Origin of the sequence: Serratia sp. 14-2641, from assembly GCF_001692375.1 — a bacterium.
In the GTDB taxonomy this organism is placed as follows: Bacteria; Pseudomonadota; Gammaproteobacteria; order Enterobacterales; family Enterobacteriaceae; genus Chania; species Chania fonticola_C.
Genome location: NZ_LXKR01000008.1, coordinates 116792 through 140812 on the forward strand (window position 1 = coordinate 116792; position 24021 = coordinate 140812).

Annotated in this window: 32 protein-coding genes; 22 read left to right on the forward strand and 10 right to left on the reverse strand. The window is 53.5% G+C overall.

Annotation, left to right across the window (positions count from 1 at the left end; translation table 11 throughout):
- Window positions 1-3 precede the first annotated feature (3 nt).
- The 5 genes from A6U95_RS05410 to cpxR form a co-directional block, all read right to left on the reverse strand.
- Entirely contained in the window at window positions 4-1428 is a 1425-nt protein-coding gene (locus A6U95_RS05410) for an L-fucose/L-arabinose isomerase family protein (protein WP_065683757.1), read from the reverse strand.
- A 10-nt stretch (window positions 1429-1438) separates the two neighbouring features.
- Window positions 1439-2473 (reverse strand): L-rhamnose/proton symporter RhaT, encoded by a 1035-nt coding sequence (gene rhaT / locus A6U95_RS05415; RefSeq protein ID WP_024527897.1) that lies wholly within the window; start codon window positions 2471-2473, stop codon window positions 1439-1441.
- Window positions 2474-2688: 215 nt separating this feature from the next.
- Complete coding sequence (gene trmL, locus A6U95_RS05420) at window positions 2689-3162, reverse strand: tRNA (uridine(34)/cytosine(34)/5-carboxymethylaminomethyluridine(34)-2'-O)-methyltransferase TrmL (RefSeq protein ID WP_021807233.1); 474 nt, start codon at window positions 3160-3162, stop codon at window positions 2689-2691.
- Between the two features lie 57 nt (window positions 3163-3219).
- Complete coding sequence (gene cpxA / locus A6U95_RS05425) at window positions 3220-4590, reverse strand: envelope stress sensor histidine kinase CpxA (protein ID WP_024482888.1); 1371 nt, start codon at window positions 4588-4590, stop codon at window positions 3220-3222.
- On the reverse strand, window positions 4587-5285 hold the full coding sequence (cpxR, locus tag A6U95_RS05430) for an envelope stress response regulator transcription factor CpxR (RefSeq protein WP_021181873.1): 699 nt from the start codon (window positions 5283-5285) through the stop codon (window positions 4587-4589). Before cpxR ends, cpxA begins: the two co-directional genes overlap by 4 nt.
- A 149-nt stretch (window positions 5286-5434) precedes the next feature.
- Between cpxR and cpxP the strand changes: the two genes are divergently transcribed.
- On the forward strand, window positions 5435-5929 hold the full coding sequence (cpxP, locus tag A6U95_RS05435) for a cell-envelope stress modulator CpxP (RefSeq protein WP_065683758.1): 495 nt from the start codon (window positions 5435-5437) through the stop codon (window positions 5927-5929).
- Between the two features lie 176 nt (window positions 5930-6105).
- On the opposite strand, the gene A6U95_RS05440 is transcribed toward cpxP, so the two are convergent.
- A complete protein-coding gene (locus A6U95_RS05440) occupies window positions 6106-7086 on the reverse strand; it encodes a tyrosine-type recombinase/integrase (protein ID WP_065683759.1) in 981 nt (326 codons plus the stop codon).
- A 66-nt stretch (window positions 7087-7152) separates the two neighbouring features.
- Window positions 7153-7461, reverse strand: coding sequence for a helix-turn-helix transcriptional regulator (locus A6U95_RS05445; protein WP_065683760.1), 309 nt, complete (start codon window positions 7459-7461; stop codon window positions 7153-7155).
- 119 nt (window positions 7462-7580) lie between these two features.
- Here A6U95_RS05445 and A6U95_RS05450 point away from each other — a divergent pair, with 119 nt between their 5' ends.
- The 8 genes from A6U95_RS05450 (at window position 7581) to A6U95_RS05485 (ending at window position 12695) form a co-directional block, all read left to right on the forward strand.
- Window positions 7581-7868 (forward strand): Cox family DNA-binding protein, encoded by a 288-nt coding sequence (locus A6U95_RS05450; protein WP_065683761.1) that lies wholly within the window; start codon window positions 7581-7583, stop codon window positions 7866-7868.
- A gap of 16 nt (window positions 7869-7884) precedes the next feature.
- On the forward strand, window positions 7885-8097 hold the full coding sequence (locus A6U95_RS05455; protein WP_065683762.1) for a hypothetical protein: 213 nt from the start codon (window positions 7885-7887) through the stop codon (window positions 8095-8097).
- The gene (locus tag A6U95_RS05460; RefSeq protein ID WP_065683763.1) at window positions 8094-8354 is read left to right on the forward strand and encodes a hypothetical protein; all 261 of its coding nucleotides are present in this window, start codon (window positions 8094-8096) and stop codon (window positions 8352-8354) included. The genes A6U95_RS05455 and A6U95_RS05460 overlap by 4 nt, the downstream gene beginning before the upstream one ends.
- A complete protein-coding gene (locus A6U95_RS05465) occupies window positions 8351-8593 on the forward strand; it encodes a phage filamentation protein Fil family protein (protein ID WP_065683764.1) in 243 nt (80 codons plus the stop codon). Before A6U95_RS05460 ends, A6U95_RS05465 begins: the two co-directional genes overlap by 4 nt.
- 124 nt (window positions 8594-8717) lie before the next feature.
- Window positions 8718-9050 (forward strand): DUF5347 family protein, encoded by a 333-nt coding sequence (locus tag A6U95_RS05470; protein ID WP_059199357.1) that lies wholly within the window; start codon window positions 8718-8720, stop codon window positions 9048-9050.
- Window positions 9051-9121: 71 nt separating this feature from the next.
- Entirely contained in the window at window positions 9122-10021 is a 900-nt protein-coding gene (locus A6U95_RS31410; RefSeq protein ID WP_241810623.1) for a DUF3850 domain-containing protein, read from the forward strand.
- Entirely contained in the window at window positions 10018-10446 is a 429-nt protein-coding gene (locus A6U95_RS31415; protein WP_065683765.1) for a hypothetical protein, read from the forward strand. The genes A6U95_RS31410 and A6U95_RS31415 overlap by 4 nt, the downstream gene beginning before the upstream one ends.
- Window positions 10443-12695 (forward strand): replication endonuclease, encoded by a 2253-nt coding sequence (locus A6U95_RS05485; RefSeq protein WP_065683766.1) that lies wholly within the window; start codon window positions 10443-10445, stop codon window positions 12693-12695. The genes A6U95_RS31415 and A6U95_RS05485 overlap by 4 nt, the downstream gene beginning before the upstream one ends.
- A gap of 105 nt (window positions 12696-12800) precedes the next feature.
- On the opposite strand, the gene A6U95_RS05490 is transcribed toward A6U95_RS05485, so the two are convergent.
- Genes A6U95_RS05490 through A6U95_RS05500 form a run of 3 tightly spaced genes read right to left on the reverse strand, consistent with a single transcriptional unit; the run spans window position 12801 to window position 15975 of the window.
- Window positions 12801-13067, reverse strand: a complete 267-nt coding sequence (locus A6U95_RS05490) for an ogr/Delta-like zinc finger family protein (protein ID WP_139102330.1) — start codon at window positions 13065-13067, stop codon at window positions 12801-12803.
- Between the two features lie 56 nt (window positions 13068-13123).
- Entirely contained in the window at window positions 13124-14182 is a 1059-nt protein-coding gene (locus tag A6U95_RS05495; protein WP_065683768.1) for a phage portal protein, read from the reverse strand.
- Complete coding sequence (locus A6U95_RS05500; RefSeq protein WP_065683769.1) at window positions 14179-15975, reverse strand: terminase family protein; 1797 nt, start codon at window positions 15973-15975, stop codon at window positions 14179-14181. The genes A6U95_RS05495 and A6U95_RS05500 overlap by 4 nt, the downstream gene beginning before the upstream one ends.
- 169 nt (window positions 15976-16144) lie before the next feature.
- Here A6U95_RS05500 and A6U95_RS05505 point away from each other — a divergent pair, with 169 nt between their 5' ends.
- The 13 genes from A6U95_RS05505 to A6U95_RS05565 all read left to right on the forward strand — a co-directional run bounded on the left by A6U95_RS05505 (window position 16145) and on the right by A6U95_RS05565 (window position 24019).
- A complete protein-coding gene (locus A6U95_RS05505) occupies window positions 16145-17239 on the forward strand; it encodes a GPO family capsid scaffolding protein (protein ID WP_065683770.1) in 1095 nt (364 codons plus the stop codon).
- A gap of 69 nt (window positions 17240-17308) precedes the next feature.
- Window positions 17309-18334: a phage major capsid protein, P2 family gene (locus A6U95_RS05510; protein WP_065683771.1), complete on the forward strand. Its 1026-nt coding sequence runs from the start codon at window positions 17309-17311 to the stop codon at window positions 18332-18334.
- Between the two features lie 3 nt (window positions 18335-18337).
- The gene (gene gpM / locus A6U95_RS05515; protein WP_065683772.1) at window positions 18338-19042 is read left to right on the forward strand and encodes a phage terminase small subunit; all 705 of its coding nucleotides are present in this window, start codon (window positions 18338-18340) and stop codon (window positions 19040-19042) included.
- Between the two features lie 98 nt (window positions 19043-19140).
- The gene (locus A6U95_RS05520) at window positions 19141-19620 is read left to right on the forward strand and encodes a head completion/stabilization protein (protein ID WP_065683773.1); all 480 of its coding nucleotides are present in this window, start codon (window positions 19141-19143) and stop codon (window positions 19618-19620) included.
- A complete protein-coding gene (locus A6U95_RS05525) occupies window positions 19617-20117 on the forward strand; it encodes a phage tail protein (protein ID WP_065683774.1) in 501 nt (166 codons plus the stop codon). The genes A6U95_RS05520 and A6U95_RS05525 overlap by 4 nt, the downstream gene beginning before the upstream one ends.
- Window positions 20107-20811 (forward strand): hypothetical protein, encoded by a 705-nt coding sequence (locus A6U95_RS05530; protein ID WP_065683775.1) that lies wholly within the window; start codon window positions 20107-20109, stop codon window positions 20809-20811. Before A6U95_RS05525 ends, A6U95_RS05530 begins: the two co-directional genes overlap by 11 nt.
- Window positions 20811-21962: a DUF2586 domain-containing protein gene (locus tag A6U95_RS05535; protein ID WP_065683776.1), complete on the forward strand. Its 1152-nt coding sequence runs from the start codon at window positions 20811-20813 to the stop codon at window positions 21960-21962. Before A6U95_RS05530 ends, A6U95_RS05535 begins: the two co-directional genes overlap by 1 nt.
- The gene (locus A6U95_RS05540) at window positions 21959-22414 is read left to right on the forward strand and encodes a phage protein (protein WP_065683777.1); all 456 of its coding nucleotides are present in this window, start codon (window positions 21959-21961) and stop codon (window positions 22412-22414) included. The genes A6U95_RS05535 and A6U95_RS05540 overlap by 4 nt, the downstream gene beginning before the upstream one ends.
- Before the next feature lie 3 nt (window positions 22415-22417).
- Window positions 22418-22711, forward strand: a complete 294-nt coding sequence (locus A6U95_RS05545; protein ID WP_065683778.1) for a holin — start codon at window positions 22418-22420, stop codon at window positions 22709-22711.
- The gene (locus A6U95_RS05550; RefSeq protein ID WP_065683779.1) at window positions 22708-23046 is read left to right on the forward strand and encodes a M15 family metallopeptidase; all 339 of its coding nucleotides are present in this window, start codon (window positions 22708-22710) and stop codon (window positions 23044-23046) included. Before A6U95_RS05545 ends, A6U95_RS05550 begins: the two co-directional genes overlap by 4 nt.
- Complete coding sequence (locus A6U95_RS05555) at window positions 23047-23421, forward strand: hypothetical protein (RefSeq protein WP_065683780.1); 375 nt, start codon at window positions 23047-23049, stop codon at window positions 23419-23421.
- A 101-nt stretch (window positions 23422-23522) separates the two neighbouring features.
- Complete coding sequence (locus A6U95_RS05560) at window positions 23523-23798, forward strand: putative phage tail assembly chaperone (protein WP_065683781.1); 276 nt, start codon at window positions 23523-23525, stop codon at window positions 23796-23798.
- A gap of 41 nt (window positions 23799-23839) precedes the next feature.
- On the forward strand, window positions 23840-24019 hold the full coding sequence (locus A6U95_RS05565; RefSeq protein ID WP_065683782.1) for a hypothetical protein: 180 nt from the start codon (window positions 23840-23842) through the stop codon (window positions 24017-24019).
- Window positions 24020-24021: the final 2 nt, after the last annotated feature.

The window sequence follows — 24021 nt, forward strand, 5'->3', positions numbered from 1 at the left end:
AGGCTAGGCGATCCGGTTCGTGCGGATATGCAGCACCTGAGCGAGCTTTTCCAACTGATCGCCCTGGTGGCCAATGCCGATAGCGCAGTGGTGGGCAGGGCCAGCCAATGACCACTCACGGGTAAAGGTTCTGGCATCCAGGCTGAAACGGTAGCGGCTGTTGGTATTGCCGATATCCAGCGTTTCCCCCGCCACCGAAAGCCCTTCGGCATACTGCAACACGACGTCGCCGTTACGTTCCTCAACCACAGACAAGAAGGTGACCGGGCCGTTTTTCACCGACATCTGAATCGAAACGCCACATCCAGGCTTGCCGTGATACACCGGCAGCGGCACCAGGCGTACATCACCCTCTGCCATCAGCGGATGCGCAGGCCCATCGTGGCCCCATAGCACAGCGTCATCCTCGAATTCGATGCCGTAAGGTTCGGAGAAGGATCCACCAGCTCCCAGCAGGGCGAGGATTTTCATGGCGATCGCGTTTTTGACTTCATACTCACCGGCGACCGGGATGCCTTTTTGGGTCAGCAGGGTGTTACCTGCAATCACCGACGTAACGATATTCTCGTAATCATTGCCGTTTTGCCCTTCGTAGTAATAGGCCATTGCGCCCAGCCCATGCCGTTCTACCAGCCGATCCAGCGCGCAGGCGGTATGCGCAGCGCGTTGCAATTCGGCCTCTGAACAGAGCTCGTCCACCACAAAGGCGTTGTGCATTTCATCCCGCTTAAGCTGGATTTGCGCTGTGGTACTTTGTTGGCGCAGAGCGTTCAGCTCGCACATTTCCAGCGGTTTGAAACGCACACCAAGCCGTGCGGAAAGGTTGGTCAGATTGCTGTAGACGTCGATCATCCCGTCGTAATAGTGGCCGAGCAGGCCGATCTGCGTGGTGCGTAACGCATTACGCAACGCGAAAGCGGTCAGCCAGTTGTCCAACTCCTGCCAGACCTGCGGATCGCCCTGTAATGCCCCCACCAGCAGTTGGTACTCGATCCCGGCGCGATTAAACACGTTGGCCAATTCGGGAGCGCTACACGCCTGGCAATGGGCAAGCCATTCGCCGGTGCGATCGCCGCGATCTGCCATGGCGCGTATTTTCTGGTAGGGCAAACCGACCTCTGGCTGCAAGGCTAATACCAACACCGGTTTACCCAGGGCTTGCACCAGCGGTAATACGGTGGCACTCAGCGCGTAGGTGCTGATGTAAAGCACCACCACGTCTACCGGCTGGTGGCGAGCCTCTGCCAGCAACGCATCGGCGGCAGTGACCGAATCCACCAGCCCGCCACGCTGAACCCGATGGCCGCTGGAAAGGCGTTCGGCGATCTGTTCGAGGTAACCTTCAAGGCGGGGCTTAAGGCCGTTAAACTGCGGCCAGTAAGTGTCAAGCCCGATACCAAACAGCAAAATATTCAACGGACTATTCATCTTTCGCTCCTCAAGATGCCATGCCCAAGCCAACGATGTTGGCAGCCAGTATAATCACCAGGCAACCTAGGCACAGCACTGCCACCGGCTTTCTGGTCCCGCATTTCCACTCTTTCAGCAGTAGCCCGACGATGCCGCCGCACAGTACGTAGAAACTCATGTGCAGCATCCAGCTCATGTAGTCGTATTGTGCCGGGATCTTGGCGTGGCCCCAGGCGTAGAAGAAGAATTGCAGATACCACATGAGCCCGGCCAGCATCGAGAACAGCACGTTGGCGACCAGCAGCTTTTTCGGCAGTGAGAAATCGGCTTTCACCGAGATATTTTTCAAGGTGGCCAGGCGGATCAGGCAGTAGCCCAGGTTGATCAACGCGCCGCCGCCCATAATCACCACATAGCTTGGCAGGGCAACATACAACGGGTCGATGCCCAGTGCTCCGGCGGCTTCATGCATCGGTTTGGCCGCGTCCATGGCGAAGGACATCCCGGCGGAGAAAATGCCGCACATCACCGCCAGCGCCAGTCCCTTCTTGAGGCTGAACTCCTCGGCGCGGATGCCCATGGCCCGCTCTTTCAGCAAACCGGCATAGCTGACGATCACCACGCCGACCAACGCTACAAATACCCCAACCAGCGACAGGCGGCCACCTGCAGTGCCGAACAGTAGTTCAAAGCGGCCCTGCAACAGCGGTGTCATCAATGTGCCAATGATCAACGTGATGCCGATGGCGATACCAATCCCCATCGACATCCCGAGATAGCGCATGGTCAGGCCATAGTTGATATTACCGATCCCCCACATGGCACCAAACAGGAACACCGGTAGCAGGGTGGCGGCGCTGAATGAGCCGTAATACTGCCAAAAATCGGGCAGCAGCATATAGCTGATGGCCCAAGGCAGGATCAGCCAGGAAACGAAACCGCCGATCGACCACATGGTTTCCCAAGACCAGTTTTTGACCTGTTTGAATGGCGCGTAGAAGCAGGCCGCACTGGCCGCCCCGACCAGGTGCCAGAGTATCCCTAGCAGAATGGCGTTGTTCATCTTGTTATCCTTGTTGTTGTTGGCGTGGTGACGTAGAGCGCAGAGACCACGGATGAACAGGGAGTCTAAAGAGACACTAGGGAAGGAACCTTCGGTTGGCTGCCGGTTGCCGGGAGAGCATGGCAAAATTCAGCGGGTGCGGGTGTTGACGATCACAAATTTGGCAGGGCGGCGATCGGGCGATGTCTGGCTGGCAGGCGATCGCCCAATAGGGATTACTCTTTAAGCAGTGCGCCCGCATAACCCAGTTGGCGCCAGGCTTCGTAAACCACCACTGAGACGGCATTGGACAGATTCATGCTGCGGCTTTGGGCCTGCATGGGAATACGGATCTTCTGCTGTGCGGGCAACGCATCCAGAATGCTGGCGGGCAGGCCACGGGTTTCCGGGCCAAACAGCAGATAGTCCCCAGCCTGATAGCTGACGGCGCTATGCGCCGGTGTGCCTTTGGTGGTCAGGGCAAACAGCCGCTGTGGATTTTCGCTGGCGAGGAAGGCGGCATAGTCGGCATGGCGCTTGATGCAGGCAAATTCATGATAATCCAACCCGGCACGGCGCAGGCGTTTGTCGTCCCATGGGAAGCCCATAGGTTCGATCAGATGCAGTTGGAAACCGGTGTTGGCACACAGGCGAATGATGTTGCCGGTGTTCGGCGGAATTTCAGGTTCAAATAAAACGATATTCAGCATGTAAAAAGCCCCTCATGACGAGGGGCGCAGAATAGCAAAATCTTTGGGTGCTGGCGATTAACGCTGATGCAGCGGCAACCACAACACCAGACGCAGGCCACCCAGCGGGCTGTCTTCCGCTTTTACCCAGCCGCGATGCTGATTGACGGCGGATTCGACGATGGCCAAGCCCAGCCCGGTGCCGCCGGATTGACGATCGCGTGCTTCATCGGTGCGGTAGAACGGCCGGAAAATCTGTTCACGATCTTCTGGGCTGACGCCTGGGCCATCATCGTCCACCACGATGGTGATCCCCTGATTATCGGCGCTGAATGCCACCGCGATGCGCGTATTGGAATAACGCAGGGCATTACGCACAATATTCTCCAGCGCACTGTCCAGGGCACCTGCGTTGCCGTAAATCGTCCATGGGCCAGGAGGGGAGGTGACCTCCAGCTGTTTGCCCATCTGTTCGGCTTCGAAACTGGCGTTGTCCAGCACGTCGGCCCACAGTTCGTTGGCCTTCAGCAGTTCGCGCACCAGCTCGCTTTTCTGTTGGCCACGGGATAGCAACAGCAGATCGTTAATCATCGAATCCAGCCGTTGGGCTTCGGTTTCGATACGCGCCAGTTCATGGCCTTCACCGTGGCGGCGGCGCATCAGGGCGGTTGCCAGCTGTAGACGCGTTAACGGGGTGCGCAATTCGTGGGAGATATCGGAGATCAGCCGTTGCTGGGCCGTCATCATCCTTTCGAGCGCGCTGATCATCTGGTTGAAACTGGCCCCGGTGGCAAGGAATTCCTGCGGCCCGGCTTCCAGTTCAGGGTGTTGCTTAAGGTTGCCACGTGCTACATCATCGGCGGCGTTTTTCAACTTACGTGCCGGTTTGGCCAGACTCCAGGCCAGCCACAGCAACAGCGGGGCACTGATCAACATGGTGACGATCAGCAGCAACAGCGGCCGGTCGAACATCAGGTTGATAAAATCAGACTGCGAGCTATTGGCCGGGCGGATCAGGTACAGCTGGTAGTTGTCTTCACCATCGCGCACCGAGAACGGGCCAACCAGCTCGACGCGGCCATATTTTTTCTTTTGCGGTTGATCGGAGTTGTCCGACTGGCCGATAAAGTTGCGCACGATCTGCATTTCGTTGCGCTGCGCGCCGATCACTCGCCCCTCGCTGGTCACCAACAACAGGCGCTGGCCCGGCGGTGCCCATTTTTCGATGGCGCGGAACAGGCGGCGCCACCACATCAGGTCGTTGGCCGGATCGTTTTGCAGTTCGGCTTCGACATGCTGTTCCAGCATCAACCCCTGCCGCTGTTCGCTTTCCAGCAGCGTGGTCATTTGGCGGGAGTCGAGTTTGGGCACCATCAACACCAACATCAGCACCAGGGCCAATGTGAACCAGAAAATGGCGAAGATGCGTGCCGTCAAGCTGTTGATCATGCTGCAGATACCATCAGATAGCCCCGTCCGCGCAGGGTTTTGAACCAAGGATGCCCATCTTTGCGGTCCGGCAGTTTGCGCCGCAGGTTGGAAATATGCATATCAATGGCGCGATCGAACGGCGTCAGGCGTTTGCCCAGCACTTCCTGGCTGAGGAGTTCACGAGACACTACCTGGCCGAGATGCTGTGCCAGCAAATATAGCAGGGTAAATTCGGTGCCTGTCAGATCCAGCACTTGCCCATCGAAGCTGGCTTCCTGGCGGCCGGGGTTCAGTTGCAGGCCGTCAACGTCCAGCGTAGGTGCGCTGGTATCCACATTCTGCTGCTGTTCGCTCCAGTTGGAACGGCGCAGAATGGCCCGGATGCGGGCAACCAGTTCGCGATCGTTAAAGGGTTTTGCCAGATAGTCGTCCGCACCCAGTTCCAGGCCAAGGACCCGGTCCAATTCGCTGCCGCGAGCGGTTAGCATGATCACCGGCGTCTGGTGGTGCTGGCGCAATTCTTTCAGCGTATCGATACCGTTTTTCTTCGGCATCATGATATCGAGCAACAGCAGATCGATGGAGCTGTCCAGTAACGACAACGCCTGTTCACCGTCGTGAGCCACCACGATGTTAAAGCCTTCCATTTCAAGCAGTTCTTTCAGTAGCGAGGTGAGCTCGCGGTCGTCGTCAACTAACAGAATTTTGTGCATATGTGATTTACCTCCTGACGCAAAATACGTCATCAACTGTTGCTATTCCATGACTTTACGTAGTTTTACATGCCCTGACGCATGTTTGCAGGTGCAGCGATACACTGCTCCTCGTTGATTCGCAAAGTGAGAAAGCTCGAGGAGTAAAAATGGTTAAGGTGACCGCAGTAGTTATGGCATCAATTTTGGCATTAGGTTCTACCGCTGCCTTTGCTGCTGATACTACACCGGAAACTGTCCAACCTCCTGCTAATGATGCACTGTTGAGAGCGCTTGGCCAGAATCACATGTTCGACGGCGTTCGCTTGACCGAACAGCAACGCCAGCAAATGCGCGATTTGATGCGCCAGGCCCGTTACGATCTGCCTGGTGTTAATGTAGACGAAGTGGAAACCATGCATAAGCTGGTCACCGCAGATAAATTTGATGAAGCCGCCGTGCAGGCCCAGGCGGAAAAAATGGCTCAGGAACAGGTTAAGCGCCAGGTCGAAATGGCCCGGGTACGCAACCAAATGTATAACCTGCTGACGCCAGAGCAAAAAAGTGTTTTAGACCAGAAGCATCAGCAGCGTGTGCAGCTGATGAAGCAACAGATTTCTGGTTTGCAGCAAACTTCTGCCCAGAAGTTGAGTATGACTGAGTAATCCCCTGTTTTTCCTTGCCATAGACACCATCCCTGTCTTCCCCCTCATGATGAGGGGGTTTTTTTTATCAGTCACTTAGATAAAAACCTTTATAAATCAACCCACTCTATAACCGCTATAAGCGGCTATAGGTGGTAGCTGGCTTTATAGGTGTAGACAACTTGTAGTCAATGTAGTCAAACCGTTAGCCCTCCGCCAAGTGGGTTGAGCGTGACCGCGTGTTGCAAGAAATCCGGGGCCAGGTGAGCGTAAACCATCGTCTGTTGTATGCTGGCATGCCCCAGGATTTGCTGTAGTGCAATAATGTTGCCCCCGTTCATCATGAACCAACTAGCGAACGTATGCCGAAGCACGTGTGTAGCTTGCCCGCGTGGCAAGTCAGGTTTCACAAGCCTGAGTCGTTCGCAGAAGTTTTCATAGTCAACTTTGAACAGTGGCCCGCTCTCAGTGGTTTTTATCTCCACTTCCAATTCATCCGAAATCGGAACGGTACGGTTTTTACCGTTTTTCGTTTTCAGGAACGTGACGCGCCCATGAATCACCTGTTCAGCCCGAAGGGTGCAAGCTTCCCCCCATCGTGCCCCGGTACTCATACACAGTAACGCTACCCGCCGATCATCCCCTTTCAATGCTTCCAGCAACCTGCCTATTTCCGGCTTGCTTAGGTAAGTCATTGCTGGCGGTACTTCTGCCAGCGGGGCTAAACCTTGGCAGGGGTTCTCTTTCCGGTACTCATCAAACTTAATCAAAGTGCTGAACATGCCCGATAGACGATAGATATCGCGGTTAATCGTTGCAGCGCTTATCCCATCATCCAGGCGGGCGCTGCGATGTTCAGCGATCGTTCGCTTACTTAGCCGGTTGATGGCTGGATCACTCAAAGCCTTAATGGTTTTCTTCAAGTGTCGTTTTTCTATTACGCCATTTTCCAGCGTTTGGCCGTACAGCAGCCACCAGGTATCTAGTAATTCACTGAGGGTTCGGCGGTCTACGCTGGCCCCTAACCATTCTTTTTTGTCTACGTTTGCCATTACATAGCGTTCAAAAAGGACGGCCTCTTGTTTCTTATCGAATCGCCTACGGATGCGTTTTCCATCACGCCCACGCGGGTATAAGTCCACTTCGTATTGACCACCTTCGAGCCGCTTAATAGTCATTGCGAAGCCCTCCGGTGTGGCAGAGTGATAGTGAATCTATCCAGTCAATAAAATCATGATGTAACGTTAGCCAGTCTTGCGACCGGAGCGGTGCGACGTTGCCGTGACCTCTGGCCCACTAAGAGAGAGAGCCGGTTCAATTTGTCCGGCTTCTGGTGCAGTGTTGCCAGTCATCAGCCAAAGCGTGTACTTCTCAAATCGTGGGTTTTCAAGAATCATCGCTAAGTAGTCTCCAGGTATTTGCCTGCCTATTGATTCATAGTTTTTTAGGTTGTTAGCAGAGACTCCGGTTAGCTCTGCCATCTCTCTGCGGGATAATCCCTCGGATTTCCTCATCAGAAAAATTTTCTCCCCGATACTTGCCTTTTGGATCATATCTAATCTAAACTCCCCGTTATTGGGATTACATGTAATCCCTTTATGGACGTAAGCAACCGCCTGTATAAGCAGTTACAGGCCGAATTAAGCGTATAGCGCCAAGGGGATTATGACATATGACTAAAAAAGAGTTGGAGGGATTCGTAGAGGTACGTCACGCAGTTGACGCAGTGCCTTACCCAAAGTTTGCCGAGATGATCGGCAAGAAAGCGGATACCGTCAAAAGCATGATTGACGCTGGCAAGTTGCCGATCATCCCGTGGACAAACCCGGAAGCCAAAAGCCCAAACACCCGATCCGAAAACTGGGTGTACATCCCTGAGTTTAACCGCGCTATGCGTGATGCTTTCTACAACCGGCCGAAGGAACAACGTGATGCCTGGTTGCTGTGGATTGGTCTGTAAGGACGGGGGCGGCAGCATGGATGAGAAAGTCCACGCGCTGACCAAGGTCAGCGAACATAACAGCATTTATCGGGGGTTCGGGATCACCCGTTTACCCAGGAATAAAACCCAGCCAGTCACGCGGTACCACGTCAGCCAGGGTGATCAGTCCTATGGCAAGTTTGACGCCCAGGCCCAGGCCACTGGCTATATAGATGAGTTGTATCAGCAACGCGAGGGAACAGCATGAATAAGCCATTTTATAAGGCTGCAAACGCAGTGATTAAAATGTATGCCTGGCGTCAAGAGCATGCCAGCGAGAAATGTCCGGCGCACTCTATGAGCGAGATTCATTTAGTGTGTAAAGCCCTCAATGATATAGCTCTATCTGCCGCGTATGCAGCGCATGCAGACGAGGCTATAGAAATACTACAACTAACAAGTGATTGGCCTATGGGGAAATCACCTGAATTTTTCCCTCTTGAAAGTGCAGGGGTACCGGCATGACTACAGCACAATGCCCGTCAATATCTACAATGTTGCGCCGTCAATCCAACCGAATGACGCATAGCCAGGAAATAACCAAGCGCATTCACGCGCATGGCTGGCTTGAGTTACCAAACGGTAAAACCTACCAGCCGAAACCTAGTGAGGTGCTTTTTCTTAAAGAGCAGGAATTGCCACATATGCCTAAGCCAAAAAAACAGCGTCGCTGGTTCGCCCGGCTTATGGGCATATTCGCATGATTACATATATAGCGTAGCCGGGTTAAGCCCGGCCCTATATGTGAGCGCATCCCTTCCTTTTAACAGGTGACGGGGGCGTCAACGGGGATGTGCTCACATATAGGTATAAACGGAGGTTGATTATATGAATAGGCAAATTGCTGATATAGGCATGGCACCGAATACAACCCAGATTAAAAAAGGGTTGGAACATTCATATAAAATTATGCAGATGATTGCAGCCGTCAAAAGTGTCAATGAGTCGCAAGAGTTTATTAATCACTTGCATTCGCGGCATAGAGGGCTGATTTATTTCATGGCTAACATAACCAAGGAACGGCACCGGCTTAAGTTTGAACAGTTGACCGAGCGTGAGCGGCTGGCAGTGATTGAAGCCATGAGGGATTTAAAAGAGCTTGCCGCAACACTGCCTAAAAGGTTGTGCAGTGGTGATAGTGTAATAAAAGATAACGTGTAGTTAATACCGGGCTAACTGGCGCTTTTTATATTGCGCCGGGATTTCTATTATCTAAATTTGGAGTTTAATAAATGACATATTTAAATAAAGTTTCATCGGCTATTTTAGGGTTGGGGCAAGCAGCTAATAATGTAGGGAAAGTCGGCGCTAATATTGCTACATGGGAATTTATTAATGCGGCAAAGACTACGTTAGAAGGCGTTCAGGATGAAATGAATACCTTATACGGGAAACGCACTATTGCAGAAGGTAGCCGCGATGCCTTGTTGATGGCAATCGCTGGAACTAGTGAAGGCCGTGGCCTTGATATCACCAGGCCGGATGAAGTCTTACCGCAAGCGATGACAGTCATTAGAACTATGGACGCTGACATTAGGACAATGCGCGAAGCCGAAGAAATCCCTTTCGGGGCAGTAGAACAAGACCATGACAAGATGCAACTACAGCAGCGTATTGCCGAGCTTGAGTTACAGCTTGAATTGAAAGTTGATGAATGTATCGCAACTGATAACCAGTTGCGCGAGTTTAAGGCGCAATGGTTATCGCTTATTAACTTCATTAACAGTGTATCCCCTGACTCCTTAAGCCTGCCTAAGTATATTAGGCTAATTGATCCGGCAATTCCAAATTCAGAAGCTAGCATATTTTCCCGTCGCTACAGTGCGGAGGACGTGAACATCGGATGGTTTAATTTTAGGATAAAGACAGTATCGATGTCGCATGAGTTAAAGATTCTGCCGGAGTTTTTCAACGCGGTTATATCAGGCCATAAAAAGGCAGAGATAAGAAAGGCTGACAGATTGTTTTCTGCCGGGGATGAATTGTGGCTTAGAGAATGGACTGTTAAAAATGGTTATACCGGCCGGGATGTGTACAGAGTCATAACGCACGTTGCTGACCTTATGGGTTATGCACCGGGTTACGTGATGTTAAGCATTGAGGCTGAAATTAAAGGGGTGTCATGCCAATGAAACAGCCTGAACAAAAAACAATAGATGAGCTATTAAAGCAAATGGGCGGTCTTGCTGATGAAATTATTGAGCTGTCAGAGGATGGTCATTATCGCGACCGTCTAATAAACCTCTATGACCGTGCGGATACGGTGTTTGGTGCTGTAAATATTAAGCGAGTGCTTGACGTGTACGAAAGCGATAAAAAGGCATTGATGGGTTCAGCCAAACATTATCAAAAAAGGGCAGAGGAGGCGGAAAAGAAACTACAGCAGGTTATACCGGAAGTCGGTTCTTTTGAGGTCAACAACGCAGCATGGAAGCTACACGACATGCTGACTGAATACGGCCCTCTAAATGGTCACCAATTTAACAATCTTAAGGGCTGTTTTTATGAGGCGCTTAAGGTATGCCTACAGCCGGGTTTAGCTGGTAAGACAGGGTGACAGACACGCGCGGCCGAAAGGCTCCAACCCCGCCACAACCTTACCCCGGAAACGATGAACCGTTTACCGGGGTTTACTCTTGGAACCAGCCCCGTGAGTCCATCTGCACCGAAGCGGCCAACCCGCCGATCGATGAATGGGCATTTAGGCAAGGCCAGATTCTTGATCCCCTGGCCCCTGCGCGCCGGGTTCGCCGTCGCCTGGATTCTTTGCCCCACTTCATTAAGCGATTTTATGCCCAGCAGGCTGACCGGCTGGAGCAACAGCACGGCACAACGCGAGCCAATAAATATTTAATCGGCACTTTTGCCAAGTATGTATTGCCGCGCATTGATGGCGTTAATGATCGGTACCGCCTTGGCGTGGTACCTGGCCCGCTGATCGGCTTTGTGGACGATTTCGCCCGCCTGCCCTGGTACGGTAAGCGCGAATTAAAGCGCCTGGCGCACCGGCTTACCGACTGCATCACCGCCGAATTCATGAACTACTACGAAAACCAGCATGAAAAAACCGGCGATGTATCGTTTTCGATCGTCTATTCCTACGGCCGCGCCGCTTGGCTGGTGTCGCACCTCAACATGACGGCACCGGGCTGGGGCGACTATTGCAACATGAAACTGACGGACGTCGACGCCTTGCGCAGCATGGGCCGGTTAGAGTCACCCGCCTGGTGGCTGCGCAGGCTTAAGCGCATTCATGACCAGTGGCGCGAACATTTGATGATCGCGGCCGGTTACGTCAGTAAAAAAGGGACACCCTATTGCAGTGATCCGGCGCTCAAAGAGTGGCAAGCACAGAAGAAAGCCAACACCGAATATTTAAAGGCGATGGAACTTGAAGATCAGAATACCGGTGAACGGATATCACTGATTGATAAAGTTGTCCGTAGCGTCGCCAATCCGGCCAACCGCCGCCGCGAGCTTATGACGCGCATGCGCGGCTTTGAAGATCTGGCCGATGAGTTAGGCATGGTGGGGGATTTTTACACCCTGACCGCGCCATCTAAATACCATGCCATGCACAACAGCGGCCACCGCAATGACAAATGGCGCGGAGCCAACCCACGGCAAACACAAAAGTATCTTTGCCGAATCTGGGCCCGTGTCCGTGCCGCCTGGAAGCGCGCAGAGATTAGGGCGTTTGGTTTCCGGGTTGTTGAGCCTCACCACGACGAAACCCCGCATTGGCACCTATTGCTATTCATGCGCCCGGAAGATATCGACCAGGCCCGCGATATTTTTTGCCTGTATGCACGTATGGAAGATTCGGAAGAATTGAAAGGAGCTGAATCCCTGAATAACGCGCGTTTCCTCGTCAAGCCGATCGATAAAGAGAAAGGCAGCGCGACCGGGTATATCGCTAAGTATGTGTCGAAAAATATTGATGGGTACGCGCTTGAAGGGGATGTGGACGACGAAACCGGGGGGCCGCTGAAAGAAACGGCCCGCCGTGTGAGCGCCTGGGCGTCGCGCTGGCGTATACGGCAATTCCAGCAGATTGGCGGCGCGCCCGTCACCGTCTATCGCGAATTGCGCCGGTTGCGTGATCCTGATCTTTGCTTGCCCCAAGATATTGCCCCGGCGCGCGATGCTGCCACGGAAGGGGATTGGGCCGGGTACACCATTGCTCAGGGCGGGCCACTGGTCGCCCGCGACTGTATCCGGGTACGCCTCAACTATGAGGTGACACCAGACGGTAACGCTTACGGGGATGACGTCAGCCGGATTAATGGTCTTTATGCCCCGTATACGGGGCGGGATTCTTTGGTTTTAACCCGCACCACAACCTACAAAATTGTTCCCAAAGCCAAAGCGGGCGCGGGGTTGGCCGTTGCCGTTCAGGGCGCATCGCGCCAACTTGGAGTTCTGTCAATAACTGTACCCGTCGCCGCCAGTACGGCCCAGGGATCGGGGTTGGATGGTACCCAAACAGGTGACGGGGCCATGCCAATACCGGCCGATTTTGACCGCATGACTAAGGAGGAACGGCGGGATCTACGTGATAGGTTGAAAAATCAGGCATCGGAAAGAAGCCCACCACCCAAACCGGCCTATAAACCGCACATTGTTACCCCTGAAATCGTCGCAGGGTTGGACGATTTCGCCTATCAAGTGCTGACTTTCGTCCGGTCCATCGGCTTGGAGCCCACCCCGTGGGAGTTCGACGCCTTATTATCCGGTGCGGTGGTTAATTTTGGTCCGGGGCATGCTTTTAGGTTAGACGGTGATCGGTTGTTACCGGTCGGGTAATGCGTATCGAAAACCCGGAAACGCATTAATCTTGCAGGTTAATGGGTTACCGGGTTGGCCTGCGGCAGCAAAAGAAAACCCCCGCGATGTTGGCGGGGGTTTCTGTTATCTGGCCTGACCTTGCAGAAGGTCTAGCGCATACTGCCGTTCATCTGGCTTGAGCCGTTCCAGCAAAAACTTAACCAGCTTGTTGCCCGTTAATCCACTGGGGCTAAGGGTGTGGGAGTATGTCGCGTTAAAAACAAAGGTGTGGCCGCATTCCACTTCTGAGCAGGCGCAATAGAGATCGGCCAGTTGCTTATTTTTCCATTCGGTCTTACGGATAATCGCCGGGGCGTTACACTCCGGGCAATTGATCTTGAATATGCGCATGTTTACTACCCCGCATGCCAGCGCTAACAATTGGGATGATTTTAGCTTATTTGCGGTCATTTTTCGCCCTTATCCTCAGTCTCTACGGGTTCTTTGATATCAAAGTAAACATGTAAATGTTTTGGGATCTCCGGGTCTTCATTAATCGCCCGCATAAATTTACGCTGAACGGGTACGCTTTCATCCTTTCGATAGGTAGTGCGCGCCTTTTCAGGGTCGGGCATTACTGAACCATTAGGCGGAATGATACCGGCCAGGCCCGCTGGAAAGCGGTGAGCGGTTAGAACATCTTGCGCGGTGATGCTTTTAACGTTGGCGAATTCATCTTTTGCACTCACCTCACCGATCGGCATCAGCTTTACCCCCTCCGGGTTCCCTTTCGGGATACTGATAAACATGTTGGTAAAGTTGCCCACCCCCTTGGAGTTCTCAATTTTTTCTTTGATTTCTAACTCTACCTCGGTGGTGATGTTCGGGTCATTGGCATACAGGATAAACCCCATATGGGCGCCGTTGTGGTAATAGCGACGGCGGAAAATGGTGGCCTCGCTATTGAGCAATACCGAATGAATACCGCCAATGTAATCGGGCAGGCCATAAACCTGTTGGCGCGAGTCATGTAATTTTAAGAAGCAAATATCCTCCGGGGGATAAACCAGCGGATCCCCCTCCTGCAAAATGACAAAATCGTCATTCTTGCGGCGGCGCAAATACAGCGAGGGCAGCGGCAACAGGTCAATGACAATGCCCCAATAGTTCCGCACCTTGAGGATAGGCACGTCACCAAACAGAAAATAATCCCACACGGCCGCTTCCATTTCCTCATGTGACAGACCGCCGCCGAGATAATCACTCACTACCATATTGCGCCGGGCATACAGTACCCCACCGTGCTGGCCGTTGAGGTTGGGCAGTTGCGACAGGGCCAGGCGATCAATGGGTAAGCGCCAGTGATCGCTTTCATTGTCGTACCAAATATTGTGATAGTCGGTGCCGGTGGTCAGTATCGGTTCGGGTTCGCCGAAAGTGATCACACTGCCACGGCCTGGCGTAAAGGTTTTGGTTTCGGCCGGTACCTGGCTTTTTTGCTGTTTGGTGCGTCGGTTCTTTTTCATGCGGCTTTTCCAAAGGCCCACAGGCTGGGGCGGTCATATTCATAATCAAGGGGTTCATTAATCACCGCGTGTGCGATGGCAAAGAACACATCGGCATGGCCGGTAGATTCCGACCGTTCGGCGACAAACGTCATTGCGTTACCGCTAGCGGTAGTGGTGCGGCGTATTGCCATAAAGCTGGGGATGATTTCGGCGCGCTCTTTGCTGACTTCGTCCTGGGCGTCTTTGCTCCATTCGATGCGTTGGCGCTCTACGGTGTCGATCATCTTCAACACCAGGCGGGATTTGCTTTCTACGCTGTACAGGATTGGCGTAGCCTCACGCGGGGCAAACTTGGTGACCAGGTCATAGACGCCGCGCCCGATGCCGGTCACGTCGATACCAATGTGGGTCATGTTGTAGCGGCGCATCAGTTGCTTGATTTGTTCGGCCTGCCAGGTGAAGTTCAGCCCTTGCCAGTGATAGACGGCCAACACCCTGAACCGCTCCCCCTCATACATGGGCGGGGCGATGATCACAAACGTGGAGTTATCGCCGGAACGGGAAGGGTCAAACCCGGCCCACACCTCACGGTTGCCGAATGGCCGCGCCGCCGTGGGGTCAAAGTCTTGCCATATCGCGGCTTCAACTTCACATTTCGTTAGCTCACTGAATTTGAAAACGGCGTCTTTGCTGTCAACAAACTCGCACATATAGAGCATGGCGAAGGCGGTTGCGCTGTACTTGTTGCGCAGGCGTTCGATATCGACCAAGACACCCAGCCCGCCCGCGATCGCATCTTCCATCGTGATGACATAACGCCAGATGCCATCCGGGCAGAGCCGCCCACCGTCGCGCAGTTCGCTGAATTTGGGGAACACCACGGCTTTACGTTTGGGATCGTCACCCCGCCAGGCGTCACCCGTCCACACCGGGTAAGCCTGGTGCGTTTTGGCGCTGGGCGTCGATAGGTAAGTAGTACGAAACTTGTTATGTGTCGCCATTGCTGACGCCACTTCGTGCAGGCGGCTAAATTTGGGTATCCAAAAGACCTCATCACCGTACAGGTGGCCGTTAAAGCCCTGAGAAGTGTTGGCGTTGGTGGACAGGAAGCGCAGCACCGCGCCATTGCTTAACCGGATATCTTTACCGGTCAACGTCACACCAAAGTGTTTTTGCGCGATTTGAACGATGTATTCACGGAAAATTTCAGCCTGGGCGCGAGATGCGGAGAAGAACACCTGATTTTCACCGGTTAACACCGCATCTTCAAAGGCTTCCCAGGCGCAATAGTAGGTAAAGCCAACCTGGCGGCTTTTCAGCAGGAAGCGGAAATCCTGTTCTTTATTGGCCCGGCAATGCAATTGATATTCAAAAAGGTGCTCACGCGCGGCCGCATCCAGCATTTCGGCTGTGATAGCGGAGATATCATTTTTCCGGTACTTGCGTTTCCCTCCCTCGACCGGCTCCCCGCCGCCGTCATACTGCACCACGTTGCGGGCCTGGATCTCTGCCATCTTTTCAGCGTGCTTATTACGCTGGGCCATCAGCTTGACATGGTGCGCGATCAGGTCGCGCAATTCATCCAGTTCCAACGCCGTTTTCTTATCACGGGTGGAAAGTTGGGTAATGCGCCGTGCTATGGTTTCCTCTACCGACTCCAACGGCAACAAAGACACCCACTTGCCTAACTCAGACCAATGGTAAATCGTGCGAACTGGAATTGATAATTCCCGCGCAATATCTTTCGGCGTCCAGCGCTTAATAAAAAGTGCTTGCGCCGCGCTCTTAACTTCATCGGAGTATTTAGCCATGACGGCTATTATGCAGAGTCAGTTTGTTATTAATCACAACTAAATATCGGCAATGTTCGGTTAATAACGGATAACCGAATATATAAAAATAAAGGTGAATGCGCTCAGGGGTAAAACTGGTAATACTGAAAATACAAATTAAATCCTTCTTAATATTTATAGGCCGATTATGCCGCAAGCTAACGTAACGACTGATTGGGTTTGTATTGCCACATCTGGGCCAACTGTTGACGGTCGCGTTATAGAACCGCAATGGTTGCATGATGCGGCTGATACCTACAGCCGTAGCACGTACACCGCCATGATCTGGCCGCACCATCCCCAGTTTGAACTGGGGGAGCGTGAGTTTACCTGCAACCTAGGTGAAGTCGACGCGCTGAAAGCCGAAGATGTAGGCGATAAAACAAAACTCTATGCCCGATTAATTCCAAATCAATTTCTTATTGAAGCCAATCGCATGGGGCAAAAATTATTTACCTCGGCAGAGTTTTGGGAAGATTTCGGCGGAAGTGGAAAAGAATATTTATTTGGCCTCGCTGTTACCGATATTCCGGCTAGTTTAGGTACCGAAAAAATCACCCTTATTTTTGACGGCGAACAATACCAGGGCGCAAGGGGCAGCGTTGAAACCTTTAGCCTGGGAAAACTAAAAAACAATAAGCCGTCCATGTGGGGGCGGCTATTTGCAACCCGCAAAAATAAAAGCTTTGCGGTAGACGATGAAACCCAACAGCCCCCGCAGGGCGAGGATGAAACCAAGATGGAAGAATTACGCGCACTGATCGAACAAATGCTGGCCCGCCTGGCTGATTTGGAAGCCAAAGCGACCGGCGACACGGCAGACACTCCGGAAGAAGCCGCCAGTGATGTGGCCGATCTGGCTGATGAGATCGCCGAAGCCGCCGATGAAGTGGCCGCGATTGCCGCAGACGTCGCCGAAAATCCAGAAGATGAAGTGTTGGCCGAAGAGTTCAGCGCCGCCAAAACCAAAATGGCCGCATTGACCAAGCGATTCAACGCCCAAGGCACCACGGAGGCGAGTTCCCGTCGTGGTACCCGTGCCAGCCGTCGACACGGTAGCCGCCGCACCAACCTGGCCGCGAAGGCTAAAACCAAGGCCGAGCAAGAGCCGGATAGTGGTTTTGCTGCACTGAAAACCGATATGAACGAAATCCTTAAGAAATTCAACGCAATGGAAGGGCAATCCACCAAGGTGCCCGGCAAAGGCCCAGCGGATTCGAAAAAGCCATTTGATTTCCTGTAAAGGGCGAGCGGCCACCCTGCCGCTGTTGCGCTCCCTGTAAAACGTATTATCTGAAATGGATAGAAAACTATGCAATTAACACCAAAAGCCGAAGCGATGATCCGCAAGTATGCCGCAGGGCTGGCGACCTCCTACGGCGTACCGGATACCCGGCGCTTTTTCTCGCTGACCGACCCGCGAGAAATCCAGCTACGCGATGCCCTGTTGCAACAATCTGAATTCCTGCGCCTGGTTAACGTCATGGATGTTGAACAGGTACAAGGCCAGGTCGTTAACACCGGTAACCCTGGGCTGTTCACTGGCCGTAAGAAAGGGGGCCGCTTCAACCGTGAAATGGGTGTTGACGGTAACGAATATAAGCTGGTCGAAACCGATTCAGGTTCTTACCTGACCTACGCCCTATTGGTTGTTTGGGCGAATGCTGGCACCGAGGAAGAATTCTTCCAGCGTATCCAGGCGTTCAGCAATGAATCTTTTGCGCTGGATATCCTGCGTATTGCCTTTAACGGTACCCATATCGCAGAAAATACTGATCCTGATGCCAACCCGTTGGGCGAGGATGTGAACCGAGGCTGGCATACCATCGTTAAAGAACGCAGCCCGGAGCAGATCATTACGGATACGGTGACATTAGACCGGCTGGGTTCTGGGGCTGACTATGTGTCGCTAGATGCGGCTGTCACAGATCTGATCCACACCTGCATTTTTGAACCGTACCGCAATGACCCTCGCCTGGTCGTTCTGGTCTCGGCTGACCTGATCGGGGCTGATGCAACCAGCATGATGAACCGCATCGATCGCCCGACTGAAAAGGTCGCTGCACAGTTGATTAACCGCGAAATTGGCGGACGTACAGCCTACAGCCCGCCGTTTATGCCGGAGGGCCGTCTGATTGTGACCACGCTTTCCAACCTGCATATCTATACCCAGCGTGGTACCCGCAAGCGTAAAGCGGAATGGGTAGACGATCGCAAACAGTTTGAAAACAACTATCTGCGAATGGAAGGGTACGCGGTGGAACACGATGTGCTGTATGCCGCTTACGACAAAATCACCGTGCCACAGGAAGATCCAGACACCGGGATCGGGGGCTAAAACATGGCTATGTCACCCTGCCAGCGGTACCGCGCCCGTGTGCGAGCCGAACAGGCATTAAAGAACGGTGAGGCGTTAAACGACAGCCCTGTAAGCCTCCATGTGCAGTTGCGGGAGTTGGAACGGGATGTACAGCAACTGCGCTCACTGGAAATCATCGCCGACCGCATCGACATGAAACGTGATGTCCTGTTGCCTAAGTGGTTACCGGTAGCAGAGCAATACCTTAGCGGTGGCAAGGTGTTTGCCAACCCGGTGTTTTCCTACTGCGTGATCTGGCTGTTCGATGTGGGCAGCTTTGATCAGGCATTGAACTGGGCCGATATTGCGATCGAGCAGGGGCAACCCACGCCGGAGAATTTCAAAACCTCTATGGCTGCGTTTGTCGCTGATACCGTGCTGGCCTGGGCAGAAAACCAATCGGAACTTGGTCACAGTATTGAGCCATATTTTGGCCGGACGTTTACCAACCTTCGTGAAAAATGGCGGCTGCATGAAGAGATCAAGGCCAAATGGTTCAAGTTCGCCGGTCTGTATCTGTTGCGTGACGACAAGGGCACTCCTCGTGCCACCGCAGTGAATGACGTTGAGGTATTGCAACTGGCTGACAGTCTGCTAGCCCAGGCGCATGCCTTTAATAATCAATCTGGGGTTAAGACTCACCGGGATCGCATCGCCTCGCGCATCCGGTCATTAACCGCAGAATAACCGACTACCGCAAGCCGGGGCGGGCACAGTGGAGGCAGAAAACCCGCAAGGTTTTCAAGGCCGTGGAAACTGGTTAGCCCGCTTCTCATTTTGGGGGTATGGATGTGGGAACACCAACATTGGGTTTCAGTGGTCGACCGATTGATTACCAGGATATCCCGATCACTAACGGCGTGGCGTTTTGGCCTAATCTCAACCTTAAAGAATTTCAGCAATCACGCTCTATTCCACCAGATTTACCCGCGACAACCGCAGGGCGCGCCGTGCTGGCGGCGATTGCCGAAATCAACGCAGATTTGGCCGCGGTTGTCAGCCTCCACCAAAGTAAGGGACATGACCAGGCCAAGGATGTGCCGGGCGCGCAAATGGACGGTGAAAACCAGCTTACAGCGCAATACAAAAAGGCGGTTTATGCCCGTGCAAAGGCGGATTTACTGGGCGAGTTTCCGACCATCGGGCGACGTGAAACCCACCCAGGCCAGGAAAGTGCCGAAACGCGCGACACCTTGTTAGCCGAAGCGGCTACCGTCTTGCGCAATATGCAGGGATTCCGCCGCGTAGGGATTTATCAGGTATGAGCCAGCTTGAACACTTAACGGCCTTTGTTCAGGCAAACATGCCAACCAGGGCGATGCAGTTTTTTGAAAGCGCGATCGATGATGGCCACCTGGTTTACTCCTACAAGGATTTGGGGTTAGACCAGCGTCGTCTGGGGATCTTTCGGTATAACGCGGTATTGAGTTGGGACAGGTTTCCCTACCGCATTTGCCCGCCTGCACTGGTCTACGGTCTGGTATTTGCCTGGGTGAAAGACCACCGCAATACCTTTTACGACGAGCTGACGCTAGCCGAACCCACTGTTGATATTGAGTTTGACGAAGAGGAAACCGGATCACTGAGTATCACCATTGAAGTGGCCGACGCGGTGACCGTCAGTGTGGATGAAAACGGCGAGATCCCGCTAGCCGGTAAGCGCTGGAAACTGAAATACCCAGATACCTGGACGGCGACACAGGGCAAGCTATTTGCCGCCTCTGAGAACGGCGCGCCGCTGGGTGGTGAGCATGAGAATTGAAGGTGGGCTGGATCAGCGTCAGTTAAGGCAACTGCGTGCCGCGCTAGCAGCGGCAGACCTCAAACCCAAGCAACGTCAGCGGCTGTTATGGCGCATTGCAAAGTTGGGGATCATCGTTGTTGCCAAGCGTAACCAGCGCAACCAGGTAACACCAGACGGCCAACCCTGGCCGAAGCGAAAACGCGGTAAAGGAAAGATGCTGCGCCAGTTACCCAAGTTGTTGCTTGTGCGAGAGATGCCCGAAAGAGAAGCGGTGAGGATTTACCTCCGGGGTGGTGGCTATCGCAACAGCAGCGGGCCAGTTTCAGCCGGGCTTATCGGGGCTGTTCACCAGGATGGGGCATCTATCCCCATGAGCGCTGACCGCATGCCACGACCTGACCAACGGGGAAAACCTGCCCTGTTGAGCCAGGCCAAAAGGTTGCGGGCACTGGGCTATAAGGTTCGCCGGGGGAAACGATGGGTAAAGGCAAGTTCTCGCGAAATCATGGACAGCATGAGCATGGCGCAAGCGGGGTTAATGATAAAGAAACTCCGGGGTAAACCGACGAAACGCAACTGGAAAATTGATATTCCCGCCCGTGTGTTCCTGGGCGTTAGTGATACCGAATTTAACAATATTCTTGTGCGCCAACTGCAAGCCATTGGGTTTGGCTGGGACGTTAACGCACAAAACAGAAGGGGAAGGCAATAATGACATGGCCCAATGTAACGATTAACCAGCTAAACCAGCGCCAGGGCGTAATCAATGAGATTGAGCGTACCGTTTTATTCATCGGCCACGCGCATGACGGCGCGGCCACGGTGGGCGATCTGGTCATGCTCAATTCCCAGTCCGATATTGACGTGGAATTGACCGACGCCAGCGACAGCTTGCGCGAGAACCTCCGCGCGGCCCAATTGAACGCGGGCCAGAATTGGCAGGCTTACGCGCTGATCGTGCCCGCTGGCGCTGATACAGCGGCAAAAGTCGACGCTATCCGCAACGTGCAACCGATGATTTCCGTTGAGGGTGTTGTGAGTATCGGCGATCTCAGTGCTGATACCACCGCCGCTGATATCGGCATTTTCAGCGCGCTGCGTGAGGAGCTGATCAGCAAGCATGGCCGCTGGGTGTGGTTTATGTTGGCGGTACCCGGCCCGCATAAAGGCGGTGCCCCTAAATCCTGGGCGCAATACCTTGAACAACTATCAACGAATGCCACCGGCAAGGCAGCACACGCTGTGCAACTGGTGCCCGCGCTTTGGGGCAATGAAGTGGGCGCACTGGCGGGCCGCTTATGTCATCGCAGTGTCACCATTGCTGACAGCCCCGCCAGGGTAAAAACCGGCGCACTGGTGGGGCTATCCAGCGATCTGCCTGTAGACAGTGCCGGGGTGGAATTGAACCTGGCTCACCTGCGCGCAATGCATGACCTGCGTTATTCCGTGCCGATGTGGTACGCGGATTATGAGGGCATGTACTGGTCAGACGGATTAACGCTGGATGTAAAAGGCGGTGACTATCCGGTGATCGAGTACCTGCGCATTGTTGACAAAGCCGCGCGCCGGGTGCGCCTCCAAGCCATTGCCAAGATCGCCGATCGGGCGCTGAACAGCACACCGGGCAGCATTGCCGCCCATAAGACCTATTTCAGCCGCACCATGCGTGACATGTCACGCAGCACGCAAATCACCGGTATCACCTTCCCTGGTGAGGTAAAACCGCCGCGTGAAGGCGATGTGGAAATCGTCTGGAGCTACACCACTGCGGTGAGCATTTATCTCGTTGTTCGTCCGTATGAGAGCCCGAAAGCGATCACCGTCAGCATCATGTTAGATACATCACTGGAGGCACAATCATGACGGCTCGTATCGGGGGCATGGACTTTGATATCACCCTGGGCACCGAAATTATCCATGTAAAAACCACTACGTTGGATGTGACGGACAACACTGCCGCTGCGCAAACGCGCGGTGTGCCTGATGGGCACGTAGCGGGTGACGTCGCGGCCGAAGGTGAAATGGAACTGGATACCAAGAATTTCAAGAAAATCGGCGCGGTTGCCCGTGCGGCCGGAAGTTATCGCGCCATGCCAACCACTGACATTCTTTGGTATGCCAATACGGGGGATGAGGAGTTAAAAGTTGAGGCATTCGGCTGCAAGTTGATTATCACCAGCCCGTTTTCCTTCGACCCGAAGGGCGGGGAAACCGCCAGCCACAAGGTTAAATACATTGTGACGAGCCCCGATTTTGTTCACATCGACGGTGTACCGATGTTGTCCGAAAACGATGTTCGCGACTTGATCGGGTGACCTATGCCAAATGGAGAAACCACGCTCTTTAAACTGATTGTTATTGGTGCGGTGATCGGTTTGGGCAAAGTCCTGTTGGATGAGCAAAAGTTGACTTGGCGCTTGCTGATTGGCCGCATTCTGCTGGGTTCGGCAGTGTCGATGATGGCAGGGCTGGCGCTGATCCACTTCCCTGACCTGGAAGAAATCAGCCTGATCGGTATCGCGTCGGCGCTGGGGATTTTGGGGCATACCGTGATCGAGACACTGCTTAGGCGGTACCTGCAAACTAAAACGAAAGAGGCTGATAAATCATGAAATTAAGCGAGAAACAGCAACTTTTCACCCAGTTAGTTGCCCAGTTGATCACCTGGGCCGGTGACCACGGCATGCGCCTGACTTTTGGCGAAGCCTATCGGACACCTGAGCAAGCGGCATTGAATGCAAAGACCGGGGCTGGTATCAGCAACAGCTTGCACACCAAGCGCCTGGCGGTGGATTTCAACCTGTTTATTGATGGGGTGTATCAGACCGACAGCGCCAAATATGAGCCGCTGGGCGTCTATTGGGAGTCACTCGGCGGGAGCTGGGGCGGGCGTTTTAAACGGCCCGATGGCAATCACTTTAGCCTTGAGCATGAAGGGGTTCGCTAAATGAAAGCGCTCGTTGTGTGGTTCCTCATTGGGGTTGCGGCCGGAGCCTGGTTCAACACTGTGCTCAGTGAATCAGCCGCTACCCGCGAGGCTAAATTTCGCGACGCGCTGCGCGAGGTGGTTCAGGGGGTGTCCTCTGAATCTGCCAAGGTGCTAGACGCCAAATTACAGGACATTCACAGCAATGAGATCCACACCGAGCGCCTTATTCATACCGAAACCATTAAACCGGTTTTTACTAACGTGTGCGCTACTGATGAGTATGTGCGGCTGTTCAACGAGGGTGTTGAGCGTGCCGAGCGAATCTTATCAGGAAAGCCTGTTAGCGAAGTGCCCGGAAAGCCTGCCGCGCCTGGCGGGGCCCACGGGAAATGATTTTGATCTGGCGTTAAAGCAATACAGCGGCCTGTATGTGCCTTGTGCCGCCAGGCATAACCAGTTAGTTACCGAAATTCAACAGAGAAAGGACTTAATCCATGAGCAAAGAAAATAGCGGCATCATCACCCTGAACGTGGGCGGCAGTGAATTGAAGTTTGCCCCTACCTTGCAAGCTTATAACAAATGTCTGAATGAATCCGCACGGGCTGAGGATGTGGTGGGCGCAGTCAATACCTACCTGAAACGCATCGTTACCCCAGAATCCCGTGATGCCCTGGCTACCCTGTTGCTGATGCCTGGCGTGGGTGCCCAGATGGCTGAAAAAATCAACAAGATTTATGCACCGGCCATTGAGATCGAAGTAAAGGAATAGGCCAGTTAGTCGAGCATATCCGGGCCAGCCATTATGAACAGATGGTGGCGCTACGGCGTCACTATTTGCCCTCACCGTCAGACCATGACAGCGAGGACGAACAGGGCGATAGCGTCATGAATCTGGCCCGTGCTCTCTGGCTGGCCGAGTATTTCCACGAAAGCAATATCAACAGTGTCGCGGCGGGTATCGCCTTTGCCTTTAACGGAACCAGGACATAGCC

Excerpts from the sequence above, each read along its gene's own strand:
- A6U95_RS05470 (WP_059199357.1), top strand. The coding sequence starts at position 8,718 with ATGAATAGGCAAATTGCTGATATAGGCATGGCACCGAATACAACCCAG.
- A6U95_RS31410 (WP_241810623.1), top strand. The coding sequence starts at position 9,122 with ATGACATATTTAAATAAAGTTTCATCGGCTATTTTAGGGTTGGGGCAA.
- trmL (WP_021807233.1), bottom strand. The coding sequence starts at position 3,162 with ATGCTGAATATCGTTTTATTTGAACCTGAAATTCCGCCGAACACCGGC.
- cpxA (WP_024482888.1), bottom strand. The coding sequence starts at position 4,590 with ATGATCAACAGCTTGACGGCACGCATCTTCGCCATTTTCTGGTTCACA.
- A6U95_RS05535 (WP_065683776.1), top strand. The coding sequence starts at position 20,811 with ATGACATGGCCCAATGTAACGATTAACCAGCTAAACCAGCGCCAGGGC.
- A6U95_RS05445 (WP_065683760.1), bottom strand. The coding sequence starts at position 7,461 with ATGATCCAAAAGGCAAGTATCGGGGAGAAAATTTTTCTGATGAGGAAA.
- A6U95_RS05545 (WP_065683778.1), top strand. The coding sequence starts at position 22,418 with ATGCCAAATGGAGAAACCACGCTCTTTAAACTGATTGTTATTGGTGCG.
- A6U95_RS05500 (WP_065683769.1), bottom strand. The coding sequence starts at position 15,975 with ATGGCTAAATACTCCGATGAAGTTAAGAGCGCGGCGCAAGCACTTTTT.
- rhaT (WP_024527897.1), bottom strand. The coding sequence starts at position 2,473 with ATGAACAACGCCATTCTGCTAGGGATACTCTGGCACCTGGTCGGGGCG.
- A6U95_RS05465 (WP_065683764.1), top strand. The coding sequence starts at position 8,351 with ATGACTACAGCACAATGCCCGTCAATATCTACAATGTTGCGCCGTCAA.
- A6U95_RS05550 (WP_065683779.1), top strand. The coding sequence starts at position 22,708 with ATGAAATTAAGCGAGAAACAGCAACTTTTCACCCAGTTAGTTGCCCAG.
- A6U95_RS05525 (WP_065683774.1), top strand. The coding sequence starts at position 19,617 with ATGAGCCAGCTTGAACACTTAACGGCCTTTGTTCAGGCAAACATGCCA.
- A6U95_RS05460 (WP_065683763.1), top strand. The coding sequence starts at position 8,094 with ATGAATAAGCCATTTTATAAGGCTGCAAACGCAGTGATTAAAATGTAT.
- A6U95_RS05505 (WP_065683770.1), top strand. The coding sequence starts at position 16,145 with ATGCCGCAAGCTAACGTAACGACTGATTGGGTTTGTATTGCCACATCT.
- cpxP (WP_065683758.1), top strand. The coding sequence starts at position 5,435 with ATGGTTAAGGTGACCGCAGTAGTTATGGCATCAATTTTGGCATTAGGT.
- A6U95_RS05455 (WP_065683762.1), top strand. The coding sequence starts at position 7,885 with ATGGATGAGAAAGTCCACGCGCTGACCAAGGTCAGCGAACATAACAGC.
- A6U95_RS05440 (WP_065683759.1), bottom strand. The coding sequence starts at position 7,086 with ATGACTATTAAGCGGCTCGAAGGTGGTCAATACGAAGTGGACTTATAC.
- A6U95_RS05560 (WP_065683781.1), top strand. The coding sequence starts at position 23,523 with ATGAGCAAAGAAAATAGCGGCATCATCACCCTGAACGTGGGCGGCAGT.
- gpM (WP_065683772.1), top strand. The coding sequence starts at position 18,338 with ATGGCTATGTCACCCTGCCAGCGGTACCGCGCCCGTGTGCGAGCCGAA.
- A6U95_RS05495 (WP_065683768.1), bottom strand. The coding sequence starts at position 14,182 with ATGAAAAAGAACCGACGCACCAAACAGCAAAAAAGCCAGGTACCGGCC.
- A6U95_RS05490 (WP_139102330.1), bottom strand. The coding sequence starts at position 13,067 with ATGCGCATATTCAAGATCAATTGCCCGGAGTGTAACGCCCCGGCGATT.
- A6U95_RS05530 (WP_065683775.1), top strand. The coding sequence starts at position 20,107 with ATGAGAATTGAAGGTGGGCTGGATCAGCGTCAGTTAAGGCAACTGCGT.
- A6U95_RS05510 (WP_065683771.1), top strand. The coding sequence starts at position 17,309 with ATGCAATTAACACCAAAAGCCGAAGCGATGATCCGCAAGTATGCCGCA.
- A6U95_RS31415 (WP_065683765.1), top strand. The coding sequence starts at position 10,018 with ATGAAACAGCCTGAACAAAAAACAATAGATGAGCTATTAAAGCAAATG.
- A6U95_RS05540 (WP_065683777.1), top strand. The coding sequence starts at position 21,959 with ATGACGGCTCGTATCGGGGGCATGGACTTTGATATCACCCTGGGCACC.
- A6U95_RS05450 (WP_065683761.1), top strand. The coding sequence starts at position 7,581 with ATGACTAAAAAAGAGTTGGAGGGATTCGTAGAGGTACGTCACGCAGTT.
- A6U95_RS05565 (WP_065683782.1), top strand. The coding sequence starts at position 23,840 with ATGGTGGCGCTACGGCGTCACTATTTGCCCTCACCGTCAGACCATGAC.
- cpxR (WP_021181873.1), bottom strand. The coding sequence starts at position 5,285 with ATGCACAAAATTCTGTTAGTTGACGACGACCGCGAGCTCACCTCGCTA.
- A6U95_RS05520 (WP_065683773.1), top strand. The coding sequence starts at position 19,141 with ATGGATGTGGGAACACCAACATTGGGTTTCAGTGGTCGACCGATTGAT.
- A6U95_RS05410 (WP_065683757.1), bottom strand. The coding sequence starts at position 1,428 with ATGAATAGTCCGTTGAATATTTTGCTGTTTGGTATCGGGCTTGACACT.
- A6U95_RS05555 (WP_065683780.1), top strand. The coding sequence starts at position 23,047 with ATGAAAGCGCTCGTTGTGTGGTTCCTCATTGGGGTTGCGGCCGGAGCC.